General features: G+C 36.8%; 19 protein-coding genes, 3 tRNA genes and 1 pseudogene. 13 read left to right on the forward strand and 10 right to left on the reverse strand.

The genetic code is table 11. From position 1 onward, the window contains the following. The 3 genes and pseudogenes from LE180_RS01660 to LE180_RS01670 form a co-directional block, all read left to right on the forward strand. Nucleotides 1–308: pseudogene (locus LE180_RS01660) on the forward strand (excinuclease ABC subunit C); the annotation flags it as partial. Nucleotides 309–335: 27 nt separating this feature from the next. Continuing rightward, nucleotides 336–704, forward strand: coding sequence for a methylated-DNA--[protein]-cysteine S-methyltransferase (locus tag LE180_RS01665; RefSeq protein WP_374133759.1), 369 nt, complete (start codon nucleotides 336–338; stop codon nucleotides 702–704). Continuing rightward, nucleotides 685–1,884: a glycosyltransferase family 9 protein gene (locus tag LE180_RS01670; protein ID WP_374133760.1), complete on the forward strand. Its 1,200-nt coding sequence runs from the start codon at nucleotides 685–687 to the stop codon at nucleotides 1,882–1,884. Before LE180_RS01665 ends, LE180_RS01670 begins: the two co-directional genes overlap by 20 nt. A 113-nt stretch (nucleotides 1,885–1,997) precedes the next feature. Here the strand turns inward: LE180_RS01670 and LE180_RS01675 are convergent, their stop codons facing one another. The 9 genes from LE180_RS01675 to LE180_RS01715 all read right to left on the reverse strand — a co-directional run bounded on the left by LE180_RS01675 (nucleotide 1,998) and on the right by LE180_RS01715 (nucleotide 10,495). Further along, nucleotides 1,998–2,195 carry a hypothetical protein gene (locus LE180_RS01675; RefSeq protein ID WP_374133761.1) on the reverse strand — a complete coding sequence of 66 codons (198 nt, stop codon included), beginning with the start codon at nucleotides 2,193–2,195 and terminating at the stop codon, nucleotides 1,998–2,000. 55 nt (nucleotides 2,196–2,250) lie between these two features. Then, complete coding sequence (locus LE180_RS01680) at nucleotides 2,251–2,901, reverse strand: hypothetical protein (protein WP_374133762.1); 651 nt, start codon at nucleotides 2,899–2,901, stop codon at nucleotides 2,251–2,253. Between the two features lie 267 nt (nucleotides 2,902–3,168). Next, nucleotides 3,169–6,420, reverse strand: a complete 3,252-nt coding sequence (locus tag LE180_RS01685) for a hypothetical protein (RefSeq protein ID WP_374133763.1) — start codon at nucleotides 6,418–6,420, stop codon at nucleotides 3,169–3,171. 1,165 nt (nucleotides 6,421–7,585) lie between these two features. Continuing rightward, nucleotides 7,586–7,659 (reverse strand) — tRNA-Pro (locus LE180_RS01690). A 41-nt stretch (nucleotides 7,660–7,700) separates the two neighbouring features. Beyond that, entirely contained in the window at nucleotides 7,701–8,042 is a 342-nt protein-coding gene (panD, locus tag LE180_RS01695; protein WP_374133764.1) for an aspartate 1-decarboxylase, read from the reverse strand. Nucleotides 8,043–8,194: 152 nt separating this feature from the next. Continuing rightward, on the reverse strand, nucleotides 8,195–8,548 hold the full coding sequence (locus LE180_RS01700) for a TraR/DksA family transcriptional regulator (RefSeq protein ID WP_374133765.1): 354 nt from the start codon (nucleotides 8,546–8,548) through the stop codon (nucleotides 8,195–8,197). A gap of 11 nt (nucleotides 8,549–8,559) precedes the next feature. After that, nucleotides 8,560–10,029 carry an aminotransferase class I/II-fold pyridoxal phosphate-dependent enzyme gene (locus tag LE180_RS01705; RefSeq protein ID WP_374133766.1) on the reverse strand — a complete coding sequence of 490 codons (1,470 nt, stop codon included), beginning with the start codon at nucleotides 10,027–10,029 and terminating at the stop codon, nucleotides 8,560–8,562. 22 nt (nucleotides 10,030–10,051) lie between these two features. Then, nucleotides 10,052–10,125 (reverse strand) — tRNA-Val (locus tag LE180_RS01710). Between the two features lie 298 nt (nucleotides 10,126–10,423). Continuing rightward, nucleotides 10,424–10,495 (reverse strand) — tRNA-Cys (locus tag LE180_RS01715). 448 nt (nucleotides 10,496–10,943) lie between these two features. Between LE180_RS01715 and LE180_RS01720 the strand changes: the two genes are divergently transcribed. The 10 genes from LE180_RS01720 to LE180_RS01765 all read left to right on the forward strand — a co-directional run bounded on the left by LE180_RS01720 (nucleotide 10,944) and on the right by LE180_RS01765 (nucleotide 19,284). Then, nucleotides 10,944–11,093, forward strand: coding sequence for a hypothetical protein (locus LE180_RS01720; RefSeq protein WP_374133767.1), 150 nt, complete (start codon nucleotides 10,944–10,946; stop codon nucleotides 11,091–11,093). Between the two features lie 523 nt (nucleotides 11,094–11,616). Beyond that, the gene (locus LE180_RS01725; RefSeq protein WP_374133768.1) at nucleotides 11,617–13,080 is read left to right on the forward strand and encodes an anthranilate synthase component I family protein; all 1,464 of its coding nucleotides are present in this window, start codon (nucleotides 11,617–11,619) and stop codon (nucleotides 13,078–13,080) included. 10 nt (nucleotides 13,081–13,090) lie between these two features. Then, nucleotides 13,091–13,657, forward strand: a complete 567-nt coding sequence (locus tag LE180_RS01730; protein ID WP_374133769.1) for an aminodeoxychorismate/anthranilate synthase component II — start codon at nucleotides 13,091–13,093, stop codon at nucleotides 13,655–13,657. Between the two features lie 21 nt (nucleotides 13,658–13,678). After that, the gene (gene trpD / locus LE180_RS01735) at nucleotides 13,679–14,695 is read left to right on the forward strand and encodes an anthranilate phosphoribosyltransferase (RefSeq protein WP_374133770.1); all 1,017 of its coding nucleotides are present in this window, start codon (nucleotides 13,679–13,681) and stop codon (nucleotides 14,693–14,695) included. 78 nt (nucleotides 14,696–14,773) lie between these two features. Beyond that, a complete protein-coding gene (gene trpC / locus LE180_RS01740) occupies nucleotides 14,774–15,592 on the forward strand; it encodes an indole-3-glycerol phosphate synthase TrpC (RefSeq protein ID WP_374133771.1) in 819 nt (272 codons plus the stop codon). Between the two features lie 80 nt (nucleotides 15,593–15,672). Continuing rightward, nucleotides 15,673–16,287, forward strand: a complete 615-nt coding sequence (locus LE180_RS01745) for a phosphoribosylanthranilate isomerase (protein WP_374133772.1) — start codon at nucleotides 15,673–15,675, stop codon at nucleotides 16,285–16,287. Between the two features lie 8 nt (nucleotides 16,288–16,295). Beyond that, complete coding sequence (trpB, locus tag LE180_RS01750; RefSeq protein ID WP_374133773.1) at nucleotides 16,296–17,480, forward strand: tryptophan synthase subunit beta; 1,185 nt, start codon at nucleotides 16,296–16,298, stop codon at nucleotides 17,478–17,480. After that, the gene (gene trpA / locus LE180_RS01755; RefSeq protein WP_374133774.1) at nucleotides 17,473–18,246 is read left to right on the forward strand and encodes a tryptophan synthase subunit alpha; all 774 of its coding nucleotides are present in this window, start codon (nucleotides 17,473–17,475) and stop codon (nucleotides 18,244–18,246) included. The genes trpB and trpA overlap by 8 nt, the downstream gene beginning before the upstream one ends. 235 nt (nucleotides 18,247–18,481) lie before the next feature. Beyond that, nucleotides 18,482–18,631, forward strand: coding sequence for a hypothetical protein (locus tag LE180_RS01760; RefSeq protein ID WP_374133775.1), 150 nt, complete (start codon nucleotides 18,482–18,484; stop codon nucleotides 18,629–18,631). Then, nucleotides 18,616–19,284, forward strand: a complete 669-nt coding sequence (locus tag LE180_RS01765; protein ID WP_374133776.1) for an HAD family hydrolase — start codon at nucleotides 18,616–18,618, stop codon at nucleotides 19,282–19,284. Before LE180_RS01760 ends, LE180_RS01765 begins: the two co-directional genes overlap by 16 nt. Before the next feature lie 97 nt (nucleotides 19,285–19,381). On the opposite strand, the gene LE180_RS01770 is transcribed toward LE180_RS01765, so the two are convergent. Continuing rightward, nucleotides 19,382–19,900, reverse strand: coding sequence for a hypothetical protein (locus LE180_RS01770; RefSeq protein ID WP_374133777.1), 519 nt, complete (start codon nucleotides 19,898–19,900; stop codon nucleotides 19,382–19,384). Nucleotides 19,901–19,921 lie beyond the last annotated feature (21 nt).

The raw sequence follows: 19,921 nt of genomic DNA on the forward strand, positions 1-19,921 counted from the left end.
AAGTTGTTTTTAGAAGATATTCTTCGTTAATAAGAAAGAACGAGAATCTGCCGGATTTAATTTTGATTGACGGAGGCAAGGGTCAGCTTGGAGCTGCTGTAAGCGCTTTGCAAGAACTGCAAACGCAAATTCCTATAATTTCGCTCGCAAAAAAGAACGAGGAAATTTTTTTTCCGACTAAAGATAAAGCGTTGGTTTTAAGCAGGCATTCCGAGGCTTTAAAACTTTTACAGTCCGTAAGAGATGAAGCGCATAGATTCGCTGTTAGTTATCATAGAAAACTTAGGGCAAAAGAATTTGGTATATAAAATTAGTTTATTATGGAGAGGAAGTTGGTGAAAACGAAATCGAATTCATTAGAATGGAATAAGGGCAATAATAGAAAAATCCCAAAAAATATTGTTGAAAAAATGAAAGACTATCCTGATTTTTATGTCAAGGTTTGGAAAGCTTGTTTTGAGATATTTCCCGGTGAAACTTTAACATACAAGCAGCTTGCCAAAAAAATAGGAATGCCCAAAGCAGCAAGAGCTGTCGGCAACGCATTAAGTAAAAATCCATTTGCTCCAATTATTCCTTGTCATAGAGTTATAAGGAGCGATGGTAAAATGGGCGGTTATTCCGGACCATGTGGAATAAATAAAAAATTGAAAATGCTTAAATACGAAAAGAAAACTGGAAAAAATGCTTCAATGGATTTGTGATATTCCAAGAAATGTTGTTATGAATATAAAAATGAACCAATTTAGGTCGAATGATAATCGTACAAGAAATGAAAATATAAAGAAACCAATGCAAAGAATATTGCAAAACAAACTAAAATCATTAAGAAAATTTTTGGCAAAACAAATTCTTGATAAAAAAAGTAAATCACAGAAAACTTTAGATATAAATCAAATCAAATCAGTTTTATTTTTTAGAAATGATGATAAAATTGGCGATATGGTAGTTTCAACTTCGCTTTTTAGAGAGATAAAACAGAAATATCCTGATATCGAAATTATAGTTCTTTGCGGTAAAAATAATAAAGAAATAATAAAATATAATAAAAATATCGATAAAATATACAAGCTTGAAAAAAGTTTTTTTAAGAATCTTTCAATTTTTAAAAATTTGAGAAAACAGAATATAAGTCTTGCAATAGACTTTTATACGTTCGGGTTGGTTTTTAAACCTTTGTTAATGCTTAGAATTATATCTCCTAAATTTCTTATAGGTTTTTATAAAAATTCGTACAATGTCTATGATTTATCCATTGACATGAATTTCTTCAACAAACACATTTCAAAACGGTACGAATATTTATTAAAAATTTTAAAAATAGAAAACCCGGATTTAAAATATGACGTTATTCTTAGCGAGAAAGAGGAGAAAGTCGCGTTTGATTTAATAAGCAAATATAGCGCTAAGTATAAAATAATTCTACATCCTTTCGCAGCGAGCAAACATAGGAGTTTTGATTTTGATAAACTTAAAGAGCTAGTGAATCTCTTAGAAAGAAAAATTGATTGCTGTGTGTTTGTACTGTGTCAGGAAAAAGATAGAAAAAAAATAGAGTCTTTGCAAACTGACAAGGCTTGCATTGCTTCATTTGAATCAGTATTGGAGAGCGCAGCTTTAGTAAAATATTCGGATGCGGTAATTTCTCCTGACACGTCAATGGTACATATTGCGACTGCTTTTGACAAGAAAACTGTTGCCTTATATTTAGACTATTCTAATGTTTATGAAAAAATTAATATAATTTGGGGCAGTAACAACTTGAATGCGATTCAGTTGTCTGTTGATGCAAAAAATAAAAGAGCGGAAAACGATATAAAAAATATAGACAATATTGATATTTTGAATGCTTTACAAAATATTTTACGAGGACAGTTTAGATGAAACTGATGATTACGATACCTGTTTACAACTTTACAACAGAATGGAATATCTCGAGATTACCGCAAAGTCTTTGTATGAGTGTTCAAATATAAATAAAGCCGCGGTGAAAATTTTTAATGATTGCAGTCCTGAAGATGAATACCTCTTATGTATTGCCCTATCACTTTTTTTTCAGGTTTAATATCTGTTAAGACTGTTGTGGCAACCGTTTCTGTAACGTTTTGTTCTTCACGCGGTTGTTCTAGTACCACAGCAATGGAACTTGCGGTAGGACTTGCATACCCTGTTGCGCTAAGTAATAAAAAAATCAACTTTCAACGCTCGCCTTCATTCCTTCCTCTTCCTCTTCCCCTTCCTCATCTCCTTTCACTTCTCACTCATCGCCTTAAACACCAACTTCATCATATCCATCATCACATTCTCCAGCTTCTTCCCTAGCGCTTCCATCTTCGCCTGCATCTTCCATATCACCCACAAATCCGTCCCCGCCGACAGCGCTAGCGTCTCATCCCTCTTTTTATTCCAATTCTCCAAATTCGCCTCCTCCGCCTGCCTCACCTGCGTCTCCCAATCCTTCCCCAGTAGCTGCACCTTCATACGCTCTCTCATATCCCAACCTAGCGCAGTACATATACTATCCTTCGCAAATTGCAGAATATCAGGGCAGTTGTCGTCTTCCACGTATGGGCGGCTCGAGGAGGACGCCTCCAACGCCAACTCCTTCCTCATCGCCTCCACCGCATCATCCTCAGAATTAAAGTGTTCACCATTATTCTTCATCACAACATCCTCCGCCGCCTGCCGCACCTTATTCACCACCGTCTTCGTTAACTCATTCTCCGCATTCATCACCTCCGCTATCAACTTCTCCTTCGTTTTCGTTCTCTCACTCTCAATCCTCTCATCCGCCACCTTCGTAAACTCCGATCCAAACACAACATTCTTATTCTTCTCACGTAGCTTATCCACCGCAAAAGTCACCGCCCACACCTCCCCATACTTCAACGCATCCTCCACATGCGACATCGCCTTCTCCGTCAGTACCACGACGATTGTGCTTGGTCGATCGGGTTTATCCTTTTTCTTTTTCTCGCCTCCGCCTTTGCCGCCAGCTTTGCCTGCGCCTCCACTCTCGCCACCAAGTTGTATTGCTGGTGTTCCTGCTGGTGCTTTTAGTTGCGCTACTGGTGCTTTTGGTGCTGGTGCTGGTGCTTTCTCATGTAATGATGATGATTTGTGTGCATCATCTGCGCCACTTGCAAAACCAAAAAATCCGAAAATGCTTTACCAGACGGATAATTTGTGTGCACCATCTGCGCCACTTGCACCGCCTGCGCCACCTTCACCGCCTCCGAGGTCACCCTCTTTCTCATCTTTCTCTTTCCCGCCTTCGCCACTCAGTAGTGCAGTAGCATCTAGTACACCACTTGTGCCTGTGCCTATGGATGACGATGCGCTACCTGATGATGATCCTGGTGGTTGTACGCCACTTGCACTGCTTGCGCCACTCAGTAGTGCAGCATCAGCATCTGCCTTTGCTGCTGCTTTTGCTTTTGCTACTGCTGCTGCTTTTGCTTTTGCTGTTGGTACTGTTGGTGCTTTTGGTGTTGGTACTGCTGCTGGTGATGGTAGTACAAGTGATGCTGCTAATGATACTGGTCTTGATGATGGTATCAGTGGTGATCTTGATGGTGAATACGAGCTGGAAGACGAACTAGATGATGGTGGTGGTGTTTTCCCTTTCTCACGTGGTGATGGTAGTGCAAGTGATGCTGCTAATGATACTGGTCTTGATGATGGTATCAGTGGTGATCCTGATGGTGAAGACGAGCTGGAAGACGAACTAGATGATGGTGGTGGTGGTGTTTTCCCTTTCTCACGTGGTGATGGTAATAGTGTTGATCCTGATGGGTCCACTGAGTGTAGTACTGATGGGTCCGTCGCTGAGTGTAGTGCTGGTTCTGATAGTGATGGTGGTACGCCACCTGCACCGCTAGCATCTACACCACTTGTGTCTGTGCCTATGGATGACGATGCGCTATCTGATAACGATGATGATGACGAGCTGGAAGACAAACTAGCTACTGATGATGATGGTGGTGGTGGTACTGCCCCACTTGATGATGGGTCTGATGATACTGTTACTGATGGTGATCCTGATGGTGATGACGAGCTATCTGGTGGTGATATTACCACACTTGATGGTGTTGTTGTTATTATTGCTGCTGCTGGTGATGATGGTGAAGACGAGCTGGAAGACAAACTAGCTGATGATGGTGGTGGTGGTGGTACTGCCCCACTTGATGATGGGCCTGATGATACTGTTACTGATGGTGATGACGAGCTATCTGGTGGTGATATTACCACACTTGATGGTGTTGTTGTTATTATTGCTGCTGGTGATGATGGTGAAGACGAGCTGGAAGACAAACTAGCTGATGATGGTGGTGGTGGTGGTACGCCACCTCTGCTTGGTGGTATTACGCTAAATGGTGGTAGTGGCACGTGTTGTAGTGGTGGCTGTAGTGCAACCCTTGCCTGTGCTAGTTGTTGTGCCAGTACTGCAGCATCAGCGGCTGCCTCATCTGATCCGGGTTGTAGTGGTGGTTGCGTCTCATATTCTGATGGTGACTTTATCCTTTCCTCATGTGGTGGTTGTGGTTGTGGTTCTAGTGATTTTACCTTTTCCGCTGGTGGTGGCGATGTTGATTTTATCTTTTCCGGTGGTGATGTTATACCTTCCTTTTTCCCGTCATCGCCAAGCTCTTTCTTCTCTTCCTTTTTATCGCCTTCTCCACCCTTGCCGTCGTCAGTTTTGCCTGCACCGCCTCCGAGGTCACCCTCTTTCTTCCCTTTCTCTTTCTCGCCTTTTCCACCCTTGCCGTCGTCAGTTTCGCCGCCGCCGCCTCCACCCTCTTCCCTCTCTTTATCTTTAAGTGATGATGGATCTGGTTCTGGTACTTCTACTCTCTTCTTTTTCGTTATCCACGACCAAATTTCGTCCTTCCTATAGAATTCCCTATCAAGCTGCATGGCTACAATCTCAGCAACTCCAATGCTTCCAAGCTCTAGTGCATTGTGGCTAGAGCTTTCTTTCATGACATCGCCAACGCTTACCTCAGGCCCGTTCCCTGCAAACACAAGAGAACGCACCGCATTCCAAATAGAAAAACCTGCCATTATAATTAAATTAGGAGCAAAGGGCATGAAAAACTCCGACGTTTTTGACTTCCAACCCGCTTCTAGCTTCGATTTACTATAAAGATATCTGTCTTTGACATTAAATATGGTTGAATGCTTAAGCCTATATGCGCCAAATGCTAGAGGCAAAATAGCTGGAGATATTAAACTGCTTAAAAAATTGCTAACCACAAGAGCCGGAACCCCAGCCCATCCTCTCAAACTTTTCCCCCAGGTCAGATACGGCAATACATGCCTCGTCACTCCATATTCCCACCAACTTACTGCACCCTTACCTAGTTTCCATATTCCTTTCAGCGTGCCACCAAAGTATCCATTGCGCTGCCAGTAACCATCTTTCATATGGTTGAGCAAACTAAAATCCCCAGCTTTCCCTTTATCAAAATCTGACAAATCAAGTAGCTTCGGCAAAGCGGGCTCTTGTTCGATTATTTCCTTCATGTAGTCAGCTGCCGCTTTCTCGTATTCTTCTTTCCTTTCATTGAGATCGTTGACTCTTGCTACTTCTAAGGCGCATACTCTATTACGCTTATCATTACCAGACCAGCTATCAACAAATGTCGTGTTTCTTTCTTTACAAACCTTGAGATTTTCTTCAGCGTCTTTGAAGTCTTTATCAGTAACGCCTTTAAGGTAAATATCATAGATGTCAGCACTAAGATTGTCAAAACTTCCAGTTGCCTTCGCACACTCTGAGGCGTTCTTCTCGCCTGAGGAGTCAGTCCCGAGAGCGCAATGCCCAATTATGGATCGCGCCTTGGCAACTCCTTCATCTATCGTAGCTCCTTTTATCTTTTCGTATTTACCTGCTCTCTCTTTTTTGTCTTTTGCTTTCTTCTCTTCTGCTGCTTTCTTCTGCTTCCTACTCACCGCCATTCTCGTCCCATAAAACCGTATTTCGGGAGATACACATACTCCGCTTTCATCTGACTCCGATTCACATGTGACCAAAAGAGGCGCACCACATCCTTCCCCTCCTCCCGTAAGCGCACATTGCAAATCCTTGCCTTCAAAAAGCTCATCACCATATTTCATTCTTTTAAACCTAACAGTCGAGGTACTTCCCTTATTCACACATACTACTTCCTCTTTCCCACCAACGGCGCTGTCAAGGTCACACCTTTCAAACCGACTACCAACCAGCTTCATAGTCGATCCATCTCGCACTACATCCCCTGCCGTCCCAACAGTTTTAATGTCGTTCTCAAATATACTCAACTCTACATTCCTTACTAGCCCACTTACCCCGCTCCTACTATTCTTGTTTCCTCCGCAGGAACTCAACACCAAACTAAATACTACAACTATACTTACCATCCTCTTGAAATTAATCACTCTAAATCCCCTTTCGTTCTTGTAGTTCAGACTCTTTAAATTCTTCTTACTTTGTTCTTCAGAATCTAAACTCTATTTTCGTACTCTTTTAAATAATCAATCACAACTGTTGTCATTATACAAATTTAATCCATTACTTTTAACATTTCAACCTTAAAGATCATACAATCAAAATAATCAAAATTCAATCAGAGATCTTTGTCTTCTTTCTACCCTTAAATCTTCCTGCCTCAAACCCTTCTGCCAGCAAATGTAACTGCAACTATTATATCAATTTAATTATATCAAACTTTCTAATTTACAAGCTTCTAATTTACAAGAAAATATGAAAACTTCTACAATACTAGCCAGCTATCTTCCACCACTACTGTCGCATTAGCAACTTGAATTCGTCAAAATGGAATTGTCATATTGAAAAACGGTAAATAGCCAATTATGTTTTTCTGCCTTGCGATAAGTTTGTAACGACAAAGGAAGTCGCTTGATTTTTTACAGAAATGATTTACATCGACCATTCATTGTGGCAGTACACGGAAAAGAGGTTGATTTTTACTATTTACCGACTTGGATAACAATTTTGTAAACAGAGTTCTATAAATTTTCTATAAAAAAAATTTATGTAGTTGATTCCATTGATACTATTGATAAAAATTTAATGCTATTTGTGAGACGAAAAACAGCGTTTTATTGAAAAATCAATATATTTTGATGTTATGATGTTCGAATCCCTCTATTTGATACTTAGGTATGCTTGTTCTCATTGATATTTCTTTTCTGTTTAATATCCCAAAATGTAACCTAAAATACAAAATCAGACGTTCTGTTTCGTTGTACCTTTGAAACTCTATAGCTTTAAAGTCGTTCCATTCGTTAAAACTTCTTCGCTGTGAAATCATTTTAAAAAATATCTGTTTTTTGAGTGTGTAGAAGCAGAGTAAACCACAAGTGACCATAGCGCCGTTCTTAAGCATATATACAGTAAGTCAGTTTTTAGAACATTCAAATATAAAAACCACTATGATTTATGCTCATTTATCAAAGGAACATTTAAAAAATTCTGTTGATATTTTAGACTTCAGACACTCCGTAGCATGAAAGATTGAGAATGGGAAACAGCGTCTATCGCTTTTGTACCCAAAACGCGCCCTTTTATGAGTAAAAAACATCGGGGCGACTGGATTTGAACCAGCGACCTCACGGTCCCGAACCGAGCGCTCTAGCCAGCTGAGCCACGCCCCGATGATTAATTTTTATAACCACTTAACTGCGCTATAATTTTTTTACTTTACTTTTATAATCTTATTATTCTTGTCCACAAAAACAATTTTTGGTTCAATGGGTTTGTCTGAGAGCGCAAAACCCATTATAATTACTTCTTCACCTTCTTTTATGAGGTGGGCTGCAGCACCGTTCATACAAATAACACCAGATCCGGACTCCCCGGGAATTACATAAGTTTCTAAGCGAGCTCCTGACGTATTTGAAACAACAAGAACTTTTTCCCCTATCCAAAAACCTGCCTTATCACAAATATCAGTATCTATTGTTATACTACCTTGGTATGCCAAATTGGCTTCGGTAACCGTAGCTCTAAATATTTTTGAACTTAAAACAAATTTCATTTGCATGCCTCCGCATCTTCCAACACTCTTAACTATACTTGTTTTTTAAGGAACAATTTTTGCGCTTACTGTAGGTCGGCTACAACACCGCAACTTACAGTAGAAAGAACTTCAGCTCTTTTATTGTTTGAAAAAGCAGATGATTTCATTTTTTATTTTTTAGGATTTTCGGCTTCTTCCTGACATTTAATACAGTACCTTGTCCACGGAATTGCCTGCAATCTTTCCATAGGAATAATGCTGTTACAGCACTCGCACTGTCCATAAGAATCTTTTTCTATTTTAGCTAAGGCATCATTTGTAGCGCTTAAAGCTATTTTATCGTTTGCAGCAAGTTCAAAATATATTTCTTTTTCGCTGCTTTGGCTTGCTGTATCTATTTCATCGCCAACATCTGTGTCTAAATTTGCACACGCTTCTCTTTGCGCATTATTAGTTTTGTTCAAAAGTTCAGTTTTCTTCCGTATCAATATTTTTTTCAAACTCGCTAAATCTTTTTTATCCATTGTTTTCTCCATTAGTTTGTAAAAACTTTTACCGTTTTTAACATTTCTGTTTCCTGACCGCTTATCCTTATATCTTTTGAAGACATATCTATGAGGTAATCACATATTTCTTTTGTGATTCTCTCTCCTGGAATTACAACTGGAATGCCAGGAGGATAAGGCGTAAGGGTTTGAGCTGCTACATGTCCTACCGCTTTTGCCAAGCTAACTTTTTTTGTATTGTTTGAAAGAAAAACTTCTCTTGGTCTCATAACCATTTCCGTAGCAAGCGACGGAATTTTAAGTATCCAGTTTTTCTGCTTACCGTGATATTTTTTATTTATAGCCTCAAGAGCTTTGACAAAAATTTCTACATCAGTCTTATTGGAACCTTCGCCCATAATGGCAACTAGATTGAACAAATCCGCATAATCAAGCTGTATATTATACTCTTTAGCTAAAATACTTTCAATTTCATAACCGGAAAGTCCCGTTTTCGTCACGTTTACAGTGAGCTTTGTAATATCTAAATCAAAACCAAGTTTCTGAATTTCTTGCCGAGTAAAACATTTCATTGAAGATATGTTGTTATTTATATACGAACGACCCCACTCCGCAGCTTTTATAACTCTATCAAAGTTTTCTTCACCATGCAAATGTACTTGCCTTCTTGCCAAATCAAGGCTTGCAAGCGTTAAATAATTAGGGCTTGTCGTTTGAAGCATTGAAACTATTTTCTTTACCCTACTAAAGTCAATCAATTTTGAATTAAAATGAAGCGCTGATCCCTGAGACATTGCCGACAAAGTCTTATGCGTTGATTGAACACATAAATCTGCTCCAGCTTCAACAGCAGACTCAGGCAACTGCTGATTAAAATGCAAGTGAGCGCCGTGAGCTTCATCGACTAAAACAATTTTCCCTCTCCTATGGCACAAATCCACTATTTTACTCAATTCTGTAACAACGCCGTTATATGTAGGACTCGTAATAAACACAGCTTTTGACTCAGGATACCTATCCAATGCATCTCTTACCTGATTGTACGTTGCGCTAAAAATTAAATCCAGATTTTGATTTATTTCAGGCTGAACCCAAATAGGCCATACACCAGACATTACAATTCCAGCCATAATTGACTTATGCGAACTTCTTGAAACTATTATGGAATCACTCGGATCGCATGCAGCAAGAAACATTGCCATATTACCAACTGAAGTTCCGTTTACCAAAAAAAACGAATGCTCAACGCCATAAGCCTGCGCCATAAGTTCTTGAGCTTTTTTTATGGGACCTACAGGGTCGTGCAAAGAATCTACCTCATCAAAAACAGTTACATCGAATTTATAAACTTCTTCGCCGGTATAATTTCTCAATTCTTTATCTACACTTCTGCCATTTTTATGACCCGGACAATGAAAAGACGTGACACCCCTTTTTGCATGTGCCAAAAGAGTGTCAAACAGGGGAGCCTTGAATTGTAAGTTTGATACTTTTTTCACTGTGCTACCTACCTCGAAAACATGCCCGGTAGAAGACTCGAACTTCTGACCCCTTCCATGTCAAGGAAGTACTCTAACCAACTGAGCTAACCGGGCAAAAACTATAGTCAACTAACTTTATATTGGCGCGCTACGTTAGCTCAAAAATAGATACAACGCGAGATGAACTGACGAAGCAGCAACTCATTCCCCTTGCTAGGAAGTCCAACGACATAGCGCGCTATTTTTGAGCTAACCATATGACCATGCGCCCTTTTCGGTAAATTTTGCCTGTTTTATTTGGTCAATATGTTCAACATTACCTATCATAAAAACAAAATTCCTCAAAAATTTAAGTAACGCAATTGTATCGATATAGTTGACTATATAACATGCTCTGAAACTCACGCAGACAAGGTGCGGGCCGGAATTGAACCGGCGAATAACAGTTTTGCAGACTGCTCCCTTACCACTTGGGTACCGCACCACCAAATTATAGAATCATTGGAAAGACGGATGAGTATATAAAAATAACATAATCTAGTCAATCTCGTGTGGTGAAAAATCTCAAACACATAATAGACTTTTGAAAAGACGTAATAAATAAAAGGAAAAACAGGTAAGCAACTATTCTTTTATTAAAGAATTCAGAGATTTATAAGAAAAAGGTGGGACATAAATGTATATCACAAGATACCTGCCAGCAGAACAATAAAAGCATTACACAAAGCCGTAGCAAAAGAGGAGTTTTCAAAAGAAATAAAAGGAAGACTTGAAGAATTGGAATTTTATAAAGAAATTGTTATAAAGCATGTAAAAACACAATAAAGGCGGAATTAGATAAGTATTGCCAAGAGAAATGCTACAAGAAGATATGCGCTTCACAGATACAAACAGATAATGGGTCAAAGTTTTACGGGTTGTTTGATGAAGAGTTGAAAAATAAAGCATCGCACACTTTTGGAATTATCCAAGAAGTCCAAATAACAATGCTTTTATACTTTCATATGCTAGAACAATTCTTAAACGAATATGACGACGATTTGAACGATATATATAAATATAATCAACAATCATTTGATTGATTATTTACTTTGGTATAACATAAAAAGATTTCACAAAAGTCTTGATTTTGTTTCGCTTTTAGATTTTGCTATAAGTTCTTTCAGCTTGCATTTAGAAAAATCTATTGTGTTACGAGATACTACAAAAATTTGACATTTTGCGATATTTGTGTTACACTCTCGGTCAGTTCAACTAAATAGGGAGCATTGCTCCCAAAACCGTTGATGTGGAGATAACGGTAATTGTGCAGTTACAGAGAACGGGCGACGCTGAGATTCCCGTACAACGCAGATTATCAAATGGACCACGGAGGGCGCGGTCAAAAGGGTTGTAGGCGTATGTTTGATCCCCAGTATTCCGCGACGCATTGCAGGCGTTACTTGCAACGAGCGTGTTAGTGCTCTGAAAAAGGGTACGGTATAGGTTTTTTCTGTTACTGTAAATCGAGGTGGCACCGCGGACAATCTCAACGTCCGTCCTTGACATGTTTTGTTATGTCTTGGATGGACGTTCTTTCGTTTGTCCTAGGTAAAGGTGGAGAAAATGATTAGACCTTCGTTAGAAGAAGCAAAGAAGTTTTTAAATGAGTACACGGTAATTCCGGTATGTAAAGAGATGTTTGCGGATATTAAAACCTCCGTAGAAATTTTAAGAATTTTTATGGCAGAAAACAAAAAATGTTATTTGCTTGAAAGCGTGGAAAGTGGCGAAAGCTGGGGAAGATATTCTTTTCTTGGCTGCGATCCAAAGTTCACTATTAAGTGTAATGATAATAAAATCTATATAAATGACTGTGAAAAAGAAGAGTATAGTAAAGATAATCCTGTTAAAGCGCTGAGTGATATTATTTCTGTGTACAAAAGCCCCAAACTAGAATATATGCCTCCATTTACAGGTGGATTTGTAGGATATTTTTCTTATGATTTTATTAAATATACCGAAAAATCGTTGAATCTTTCAAATGTGAACGATGAAAATTTCGATGATTTTTATCTCATGCTTTTTGATACGGTTATAGCTTTCGATCATTTAAAGCAAAAAATTTTCATCATAGTTAACGTTGCGGCAAAAAATTTTGAAGAGAATTTTGCCAAGGCGGAAATTAAACTACAAGAAATAGAAAGTTTGATAAAAAATGGCATTGTAAAAAAAGAACAAAAATCAGAGTTACAATCAGACTTTAAAATGCTTCATTCTAAAAAGTCATTCGTGAATATGGTTACAGAAATAAAAAAATATATACAAGATGGCGATGTTTTTCAAGCTGTAATATCAAATAGAGCTGAAGCGGATTTTAGCGGAAGTCTATTGCAGACTTACAGAATTTTAAGAACTACAAATCCGTCAGCATATATGTTTTATTTAAATTTTGGCGATATTGAAATTGCCGGAGCTTCTCCTGAAACGCTTGTTACTTTAAAGAATAAGAAACTTACCAACTATGCTTTGGCAGGTACATGTAAGAGGGGTATTGATTCCAATGAAGATAAAATTCTTATATCACAGCTTTTACATGATGAAAAAGAACTTGCTGAACATAATATGCTTGTTGACTTAGCAAGAAATGATCTAGGTAAAATAAGTGAATTTGGTTCCGTAAAAGTAACAGAATATATGAAAATATTAAAGTGTTCGCATGTAAGTCATATAGCTTCTATAGTAAGTTCAGATATCAACGATAATAAATATAATCAGCTTGATGCATTATCTGCTGTTCTTCCTGCAGGCACTTTATCAGGCGCGCCAAAAAAAAGAGCTTGTGAAATTATTAATGCTTTGGAAAAGCATAAGCGTGGAACTTATGGTGGAGCAATAGGATACATAGATTTTACAGGAAATATGGATATGTGCATAGCTATAAGGATGGCAAAACTGCAAAATGGCAAAGTGTATGTGCAATCCGGAGCAGGTATCGTTGCAGATAGTGATCCTGAAAAAGAATATAACGAATACATTCAAAAATCCAAAGCTGTTACAGATGCTTTACAAATTTCTAAAATTTTTTAAAGGATAAAAGATGATTTTAATAATAGATAATTACGATAGTTTTTCCTATAATATTTATCAATATGTAGGAAGTATAAATAAAGATGTAAAAGTTATAAAAAATGACGAAATGACAATTAAAGAAATAGATGGATTAAATCCTACACATTTGATAATTTCACCGGGACCAGGAAGACCTGCCTCTGCAGGAATATGTGAAGAAACAATAAAATATTTTCAGGATAAAAAACCTATACTGGGAATTTGCCTTGGACATCAAGCAATCTGCGAAGTTTTTGGCGCAAAAATTACATATGCAAAAACATTAGTGCATGGCAAAACAAGCAATATACATATTGCAAATGGCAGTCCTATTTTTAGAGGTTTGTCGCCAATTTTACATGCAGCAAGGTATCATTCTCTCATAGCTGATAGAGCAACGTTACCCGATGAATTGCTTGTTATATCGGAAGATGAAGAATCTCAGGTAATGGGTGTAAAACATCGAGATTACAATCTTTATGGTATTCAGTTCCATCCTGAGTCGATACTAACAAAAAATGGAATAATTATAATTGAGAATTTTCTCAAATTATAAAATTCAAAAATAGAGGAAAATATGATTCGAAATGCAATATATGAAATAGTAAATAAACAAAACCTTACAATAGACCAAACAAAAGCTGTTATGAATGAAATAATGGACGGTAAAGCAACGGATTCTCAAATTGCATCATTTATTACATCTTTAAGACTTAAAGGGGAAACGATTGAAGAAATAACAGCCTGCGCAATGGTGATGAGAGAAAAATGTCAAAAATTAAACCCAAAATTTGATGTGCTTGATATTGTCGGTACAGGCGGTGATGAGCTTGCCACGTTTAATATTTCATCAATTTCATCGTTTATAATTGCTGCTGCAGGCGTTCCTGTTGCAAAACACGGTAACAGAAGCGTGTCCAGTAAGTGTGGCAGCGCAGATTTATTGGAGGCTCTTGGTATAGACATAATGCTTACGCCTAAGCAATGCGAAATAGTATTAGAAAAAATAGGAATGTGTTTTTTAATGGCTCAAACGTTTCATTCATCAATGAAATATGTGTCAAAAGTACGAAAAGAGCTTGGGATAAGAACAATATTTAATATTTTGGGTCCTTTGGCAAACCCCGCTAAAGCAAAATATGAGCTTATAGGTGTTTACGATGAAAATCTTGTAGAGCCTATGGCAAATGTGCTTGCAAATCTTGGCGTAAAAAGAGCAATGGTGGTACACGGACATGACGGTCTTGATGAAGTAACGTTATCCGACACCACAACAATTTGCGAAGTAAATAACGAGAAATTAAACAGTTTCTTTATTACGCCTGAACAATTTGGATTCAAAAGATGCAAATTGTCAGAACTTGTAGGTGGTACGCCTCAAGAAAATAAAGAGATAGCTTTAAATATTTTAAATGGTGAGCTTGGAGCAAAGAGAGATACCGTTGTTTTAAATTCTGCTGTTTGTCTGTATATGTTTTATGATAATGTAACACTAAAAGAATGTATAATCATGGCGCAGAAAATGATAGATACAAAAAAAGCGTTAAACAAGCTTCACGAATTTGTAAAAGTGTCAAACAGTTTCAATGAATAATGTCACGTTGTCGCGCCATTTGTTTGTCATTTCGGACTTTGCCCGGAATCCATCTTGAACATTATCGGAGATAAGTACATGATTTTAGACAAAATAGTTGCTGCTACAAGAAGAAGAGTAGATGAAGAAAAAAGTAAAAAATCTTTTGACGTAATAAAGAAAGAAGCATTGGCTGCAATAGGTAAATTGTCTTATAAATTTGAAGAATCGCTGTTAAAACCAGATATAAATTTTATTTGCGAAATAAAAAAAGCCTCTCCGTCAAAAGGAGTAATTTCAAATAGTTTTGATTACAAACAAATTGCTTTAGAGTATCAGAAAGCCGGAGCTTCAGCGATTTCAGTTCTTACTGAGCCTGATTTTTTTCTTGGAAGCAAAGATTATCTTCAGGAGATAAAAAATCTTGTAAGTATTCCTGTTTTGCGTAAGGATTTTATAATAGATTCTTATCAAATATATGAATCTAAAATTATAGGAGCAGACGCAATTCTTTTAATATGTTCTATTTTAAAGAGAGAAATTTTAAAAGATTTTTTTGAAACAGCAAGTGAAATTGGAATGTCCTGTCTTGTTGAAGCTCATGATGAAAAAGAAATTGAAATGGCGTTAGATATAGGAGCAAAAATAATAGGAGTAAATAACAGAAATCTTAGAGATTTTGAAGTGGACTTCAATAACAGTATGAAACTTCGTAAACTTGTTCCTAGTGATAAAATTTTTGTTTCGGAAAGTGGAATCAAAACAAAAGAAGATATTGATATTTTGAGAACAAACAACGTTAATGCGATATTGATAGGAGAAGAATTAATGAAGAGTAAAAATATTTCATTAAAAATTAAAGAGCTGAAATATCCAGAAAGACTGGACTTTTCAAGGCAAAGTTTTTCAGAGAGCTGAGGTGTTGGTAGCGCTTATTGTCTTTGCTGTCATTACGGACTTGACATAGAATCTATGTTCTTGTTTAAATAAGAGAAAAAATGTCAAAAATAAAAATATGTGGACTTAAAAGATTAGAAGATATAAATTTTGTAAATGTTGCTAAGCCAGACTATGTAGGCTTTGTTTTCGCCGGTATGAAAAGAAAAATAGATTTTAATACGGCCGCAAAATTTAAATCTTTGCTCGATAGCAATATACAGGTTGTTGGAGTTTTTGTAAATGAGCCACTTGATAATATAGCAGGTTTGTGCGAAGATAAAATTATCGATTTAGTTCAACCTCACGGCGATGAAGACGAATTTTATATATCTAAATTAAAGGAAAAAGTAAAACAGTCAATTATAAAAGTTGTCAGAGTTAAAGAAAAGATATGCGATATTAACACAAAAGCTGATTTTATTCTTTTCGATGCCAGCAGCAATTTTGAATATGGAGGCGGTGGGAAAGTTTTCGATTGGAATTTAATTAAAGAATATAAAAAGCCATTTTTCATTGCGGGCGGTTTAAACAAAGACAATATAAAAAAAGCATTGACAGAACTAAAGCCTTACTGTGTGGACTTAAGTAGCGGAGTTGAAACTAACGGGGTGAAAGATTTAAAGAAAATAAAAGAAGTAATAGAAATTATTAGAAAACAGTCCGATATTAAATAGGAGATAATATGTCAAAAGGGAAATTTGGAATACACGGAGGGCAATATATTCCAGAAACGCTTATGAATGCCATAAATGAATTGGAAACAGCTTATAATAATTTTAAAAACGACGAACATTTTAATAAAGAGTTTACATTTTTGCTTAATGAATATGCAGGCAGACCCTCTAGATTATATTATGCTAAAAATGCTACTGAAAAACTTGGCGGAGCAAAAATATATTTAAAAAGAGAAGATTTAAATCATACTGGATCTCACAAGATAAATAATGTTTTAGGGCAGATTCTTCTCGCAAAAAAAATGGGCAAAACAAGAGTTATAGCAGAGACAGGCGCGGGGCAGCATGGAGTTGCTGTTGCCACTGCCTCTGCATTGTTTGGTATGAAATGCGAGATTTTTATGGGAGAAGAGGATACTAAGCGGCAGTCTTTAAATGTTTTTAGAATGCGTCTGCTTGGAGCAAAAGTTTATGCTGTAAAAAACGGAACTAAAACTTTAAAAGATGCGATAAGCGAAACAATGAGAGAGTGGAGCAGAAGAATTGACGATACATTTTATGTTTTAGGTTCAGCCACGGGTCCTTATCCTTATCCTCAAATTGTGAGAGATTTTCAAAGCGTTATAAGTAAAGAAATAAAAGAACAGTTGTTTGAAAAAGAATCTAAATTACCGTCTGCCGTTATTGCGTGTGTCGGCGGTGGATCGAACGCAATAGGAGCATTTTATAATTTTATAAACGATAAAGATGTTAAACTTATAGGATGTGAAGCCGCAGGTAAAGGCATTGATACTTTAGAAACTGCGGCAACCATTGCAAAAGGCAAACTCGGAATACTCCACGGAATGAAATCATATTTTTGCCAGACAGACGATGGACAAATTTCTCCTGTATATTCAATTTCAGCTGGTCTTGATTATCCTGGTATAGGACCTGAACATGCATATTTGCATGATACTAAAAGAGCGCAATATATTCCTGTTACTGATGATGAAGCTATCGAGGCATTTGAGTTTTTATCTAAAACCGAAGGAATTATTCCTGCGATGGAATCATCGCATGCAATATATCATGCAATGAAAATTGCGCCTAGAATGAAGAAAGAAGAGATATTGGTTGTTTGTATTTCAGGTAGGGGTGATAAAGATGTCGCGATGATTGCCAAGCATAGAGGAGTAAATACAAATGAATAAAATAACGGAAATATTTAAAAATAACAAAGCTCTCATAATATACCTTACTGCTGGGGATTCATCAATTGATAAAACAGAAGAGCAAATTTTAACAATAGCAAAGAACGGCGCAGATTTAATAGAAATAGGCATTCCTTTTTCAGATCCTGTGGCAGATGGCAAAATAATTCGGGATGCTATGGCAAGAGCGCTATCGAAAAATATAAAACTGGATGATATTTTTAATATGGTAAAAAATGTTAGAAAAAAATCTGATATTCCATTGGTCTTTATGACGTACTTAAATCCGCTCTTGTTTTACGGATATGAAAGATTTTTTAAAAGATGTAGTGAGATAGGGATAAACGGTTTAATTATTCCAGATATGCCTCTTGAAGAACAGGATGAAGTTAAATCTTTTGCTGATGAATATAACATAACAATAATTACGCTTATAGCCCCGACATCTAAAGAGAGAATAAGTGTTTTGGCAAGGCAGGCCAAAGGATTTATATATCTTATTTCGTCGCTTGGTGTCACAGGCGTAAGAAATAATATAACTACAAATCTTGGCGCTGTTATATCTGAGATAAGGAAAGTTACAGATATTCCTGTAGCTGTAGGTTTTGGTATTTCTACCGCAGAGCAAGCGTGTGAAATAATAAAATATGCTGACGGTGTAATAATAGGTAGCGCTACTGTAAAAATAATAGCGGAAAATAAAAAAAATACTGTTCTGAAACTTGCGGAGTATATTGCTGAAATAAAAAGAGGCATGACTAGTTAATCATTGAAAATTCAGAGCAAAAATATAAAAATTTATACGATTTAATACTCGAAAAAGAGATATAGCGATTTATTTCCCCCATTTTCCCCCCCAAGATTTAAAATTTAAACTTATATTTCTTAAATAAGGGGTGTGTATGGGAAAGCATATATCATAATCTTAAAGCGATGCTTGGCATCGTTGGTCAGGAAAGGCTTACCGAACTTGCCAAAGACTTAAAGTTTCAGGAGAACAATTGTTACAACTTGATTCATTTACGACAAAAGAAACAAAGAGCTTGAAAAATTTTTCTATGACTAATCCTTGCATTAAAATTGCTAATAAAGCGAATGGTGTTAGCAGACTTCATACCACAGTTGCAAGAGATATGTGGCAAGAAATATAAATGGATATAAAAATATGAGTTTTGATTTTTTGATTTTTGATTTGGACGGTACGCTTGTAAATTCTCAGGAAGATTTAACGTTTTCAGTTAATTGTGTTAGGAAGGATTACGGTTTTGAAGAACTTTCAGTTGAACAGGTGCGTTCTTATTTAGGCAGTGGCATGAATGCTCTTATGAGGAAGACTGTCCCTGATATTTCGAGTGTATCTTTACAAGAGATAGTTGAAAAGTTTAAATTTTATTACGGTCAGCATTTAACTGACAAAACTGTTTTGTTTGAAGGTGTTGAAGAAATGTTGAGAGCTTTAAAGAGTAAAAAGAAAGCAATTCTATCTAATAAAGCTGAAAAATTTTCGTGTGAAATTTTAAAAAGACTTAATATTTTTGATTATTTTATCAAAGTGTGGGGTGGAGATAGCATAGACGTCAAAAAGCCTGATCCAAGAACCGTTTTAGATTTGATAAAATTGACGAAGTCGGATATTTCTAAAACAGTTATGATAGGCGACAGTGCAAATGATTTCTTAGTTGCTAAGTCTGCTGGGATACCGTCGATAGCTGTGCTGTATGGGTTTTCCGATAAGCATCAGATAAAGCAACACAACCCCGATTTTGTAGTCGAAACAGCTCGAGATATTGTTGATATAGTTTAATCAGAATCTTATTGCAAAAGGAACCGCTGATGATAATCATTCTTCATCAGCGGTTCTCGTTTGAATGGATTCTTTGCTGAGCGAACTGGGTCGCGAACTACTTATTTGAAAGTTGCAGTTTTTTCGATGTCGTTTTTTTTCTTGTTAAAAAATTCTTCTTTATTTTGCGTGCTTTAGTTTGATCATTTTTACTTATAAAATAGTCAACTTTGTCGTCTATGTATTTCTTTCTGTCAGCTTCAATGGAGGCAAGCTCTTTTTCGATGTTGGCTATTTTCTCTTGTTTTTTCGCAATGAGAGCTTTTTTAAAAGCTACGTCTTTGTTAAGGTTAGAGTCAACTAAGTTCCTAATGTCTTTTTTTACAGCATCTTTTTCCGCGCCTGTAGTAACATTGTACTTTTCAATAAGTTTGTTGAGGTTTGCAGTAAACTCGAACTTATCTTTTTCCGTTGAACAACAACAACGTTGACAGTTTGCAGTAGACTCGATCTTATCTTTTTCCGTTACGCCCATCTTTGAATCCGCACAACAGTGATTACCTGCAAAGGACATTATCGGACTAAAACAACAAAAAAAGAACAACCCACAAACAAACAACACCATTTTCTTTACCATGTAGCCTCCCTTAAATCATAA

Source organism: Candidatus Endomicrobiellum pyrsonymphae, assembly GCF_020328025.1.
In the GTDB taxonomy this organism is placed as follows: Bacteria; Elusimicrobiota; Endomicrobiia; order Endomicrobiales; family Endomicrobiaceae; genus Endomicrobiellum; species Endomicrobiellum pyrsonymphae.

Excerpts from the sequence above, each read along its gene's own strand:
- LE180_RS01700 (WP_374133765.1), bottom strand. The coding sequence starts at position 8,548 with ATGGATAAAAAAGATTTAGCGAGTTTGAAAAAAATATTGATACGGAAG.
- trpA (WP_374133774.1), top strand. The coding sequence starts at position 17,473 with ATGAATAAAATAACGGAAATATTTAAAAATAACAAAGCTCTCATAATA.
- LE180_RS01745 (WP_374133772.1), top strand. The coding sequence starts at position 15,673 with ATGTCAAAAATAAAAATATGTGGACTTAAAAGATTAGAAGATATAAAT.
- LE180_RS01730 (WP_374133769.1), top strand. The coding sequence starts at position 13,091 with ATGATTTTAATAATAGATAATTACGATAGTTTTTCCTATAATATTTAT.
- trpB (WP_374133773.1), top strand. The coding sequence starts at position 16,296 with ATGTCAAAAGGGAAATTTGGAATACACGGAGGGCAATATATTCCAGAA.
- LE180_RS01670 (WP_374133760.1), top strand. The coding sequence starts at position 685 with ATGCTTCAATGGATTTGTGATATTCCAAGAAATGTTGTTATGAATATA.
- LE180_RS01725 (WP_374133768.1), top strand. The coding sequence starts at position 11,617 with ATGATTAGACCTTCGTTAGAAGAAGCAAAGAAGTTTTTAAATGAGTAC.
- trpC (WP_374133771.1), top strand. The coding sequence starts at position 14,774 with ATGATTTTAGACAAAATAGTTGCTGCTACAAGAAGAAGAGTAGATGAA.
- panD (WP_374133764.1), bottom strand. The coding sequence starts at position 8,042 with ATGAAATTTGTTTTAAGTTCAAAAATATTTAGAGCTACGGTTACCGAA.
- LE180_RS01770 (WP_374133777.1), bottom strand. The coding sequence starts at position 19,900 with ATGGTAAAGAAAATGGTGTTGTTTGTTTGTGGGTTGTTCTTTTTTTGT.
- trpD (WP_374133770.1), top strand. The coding sequence starts at position 13,679 with ATGATTCGAAATGCAATATATGAAATAGTAAATAAACAAAACCTTACA.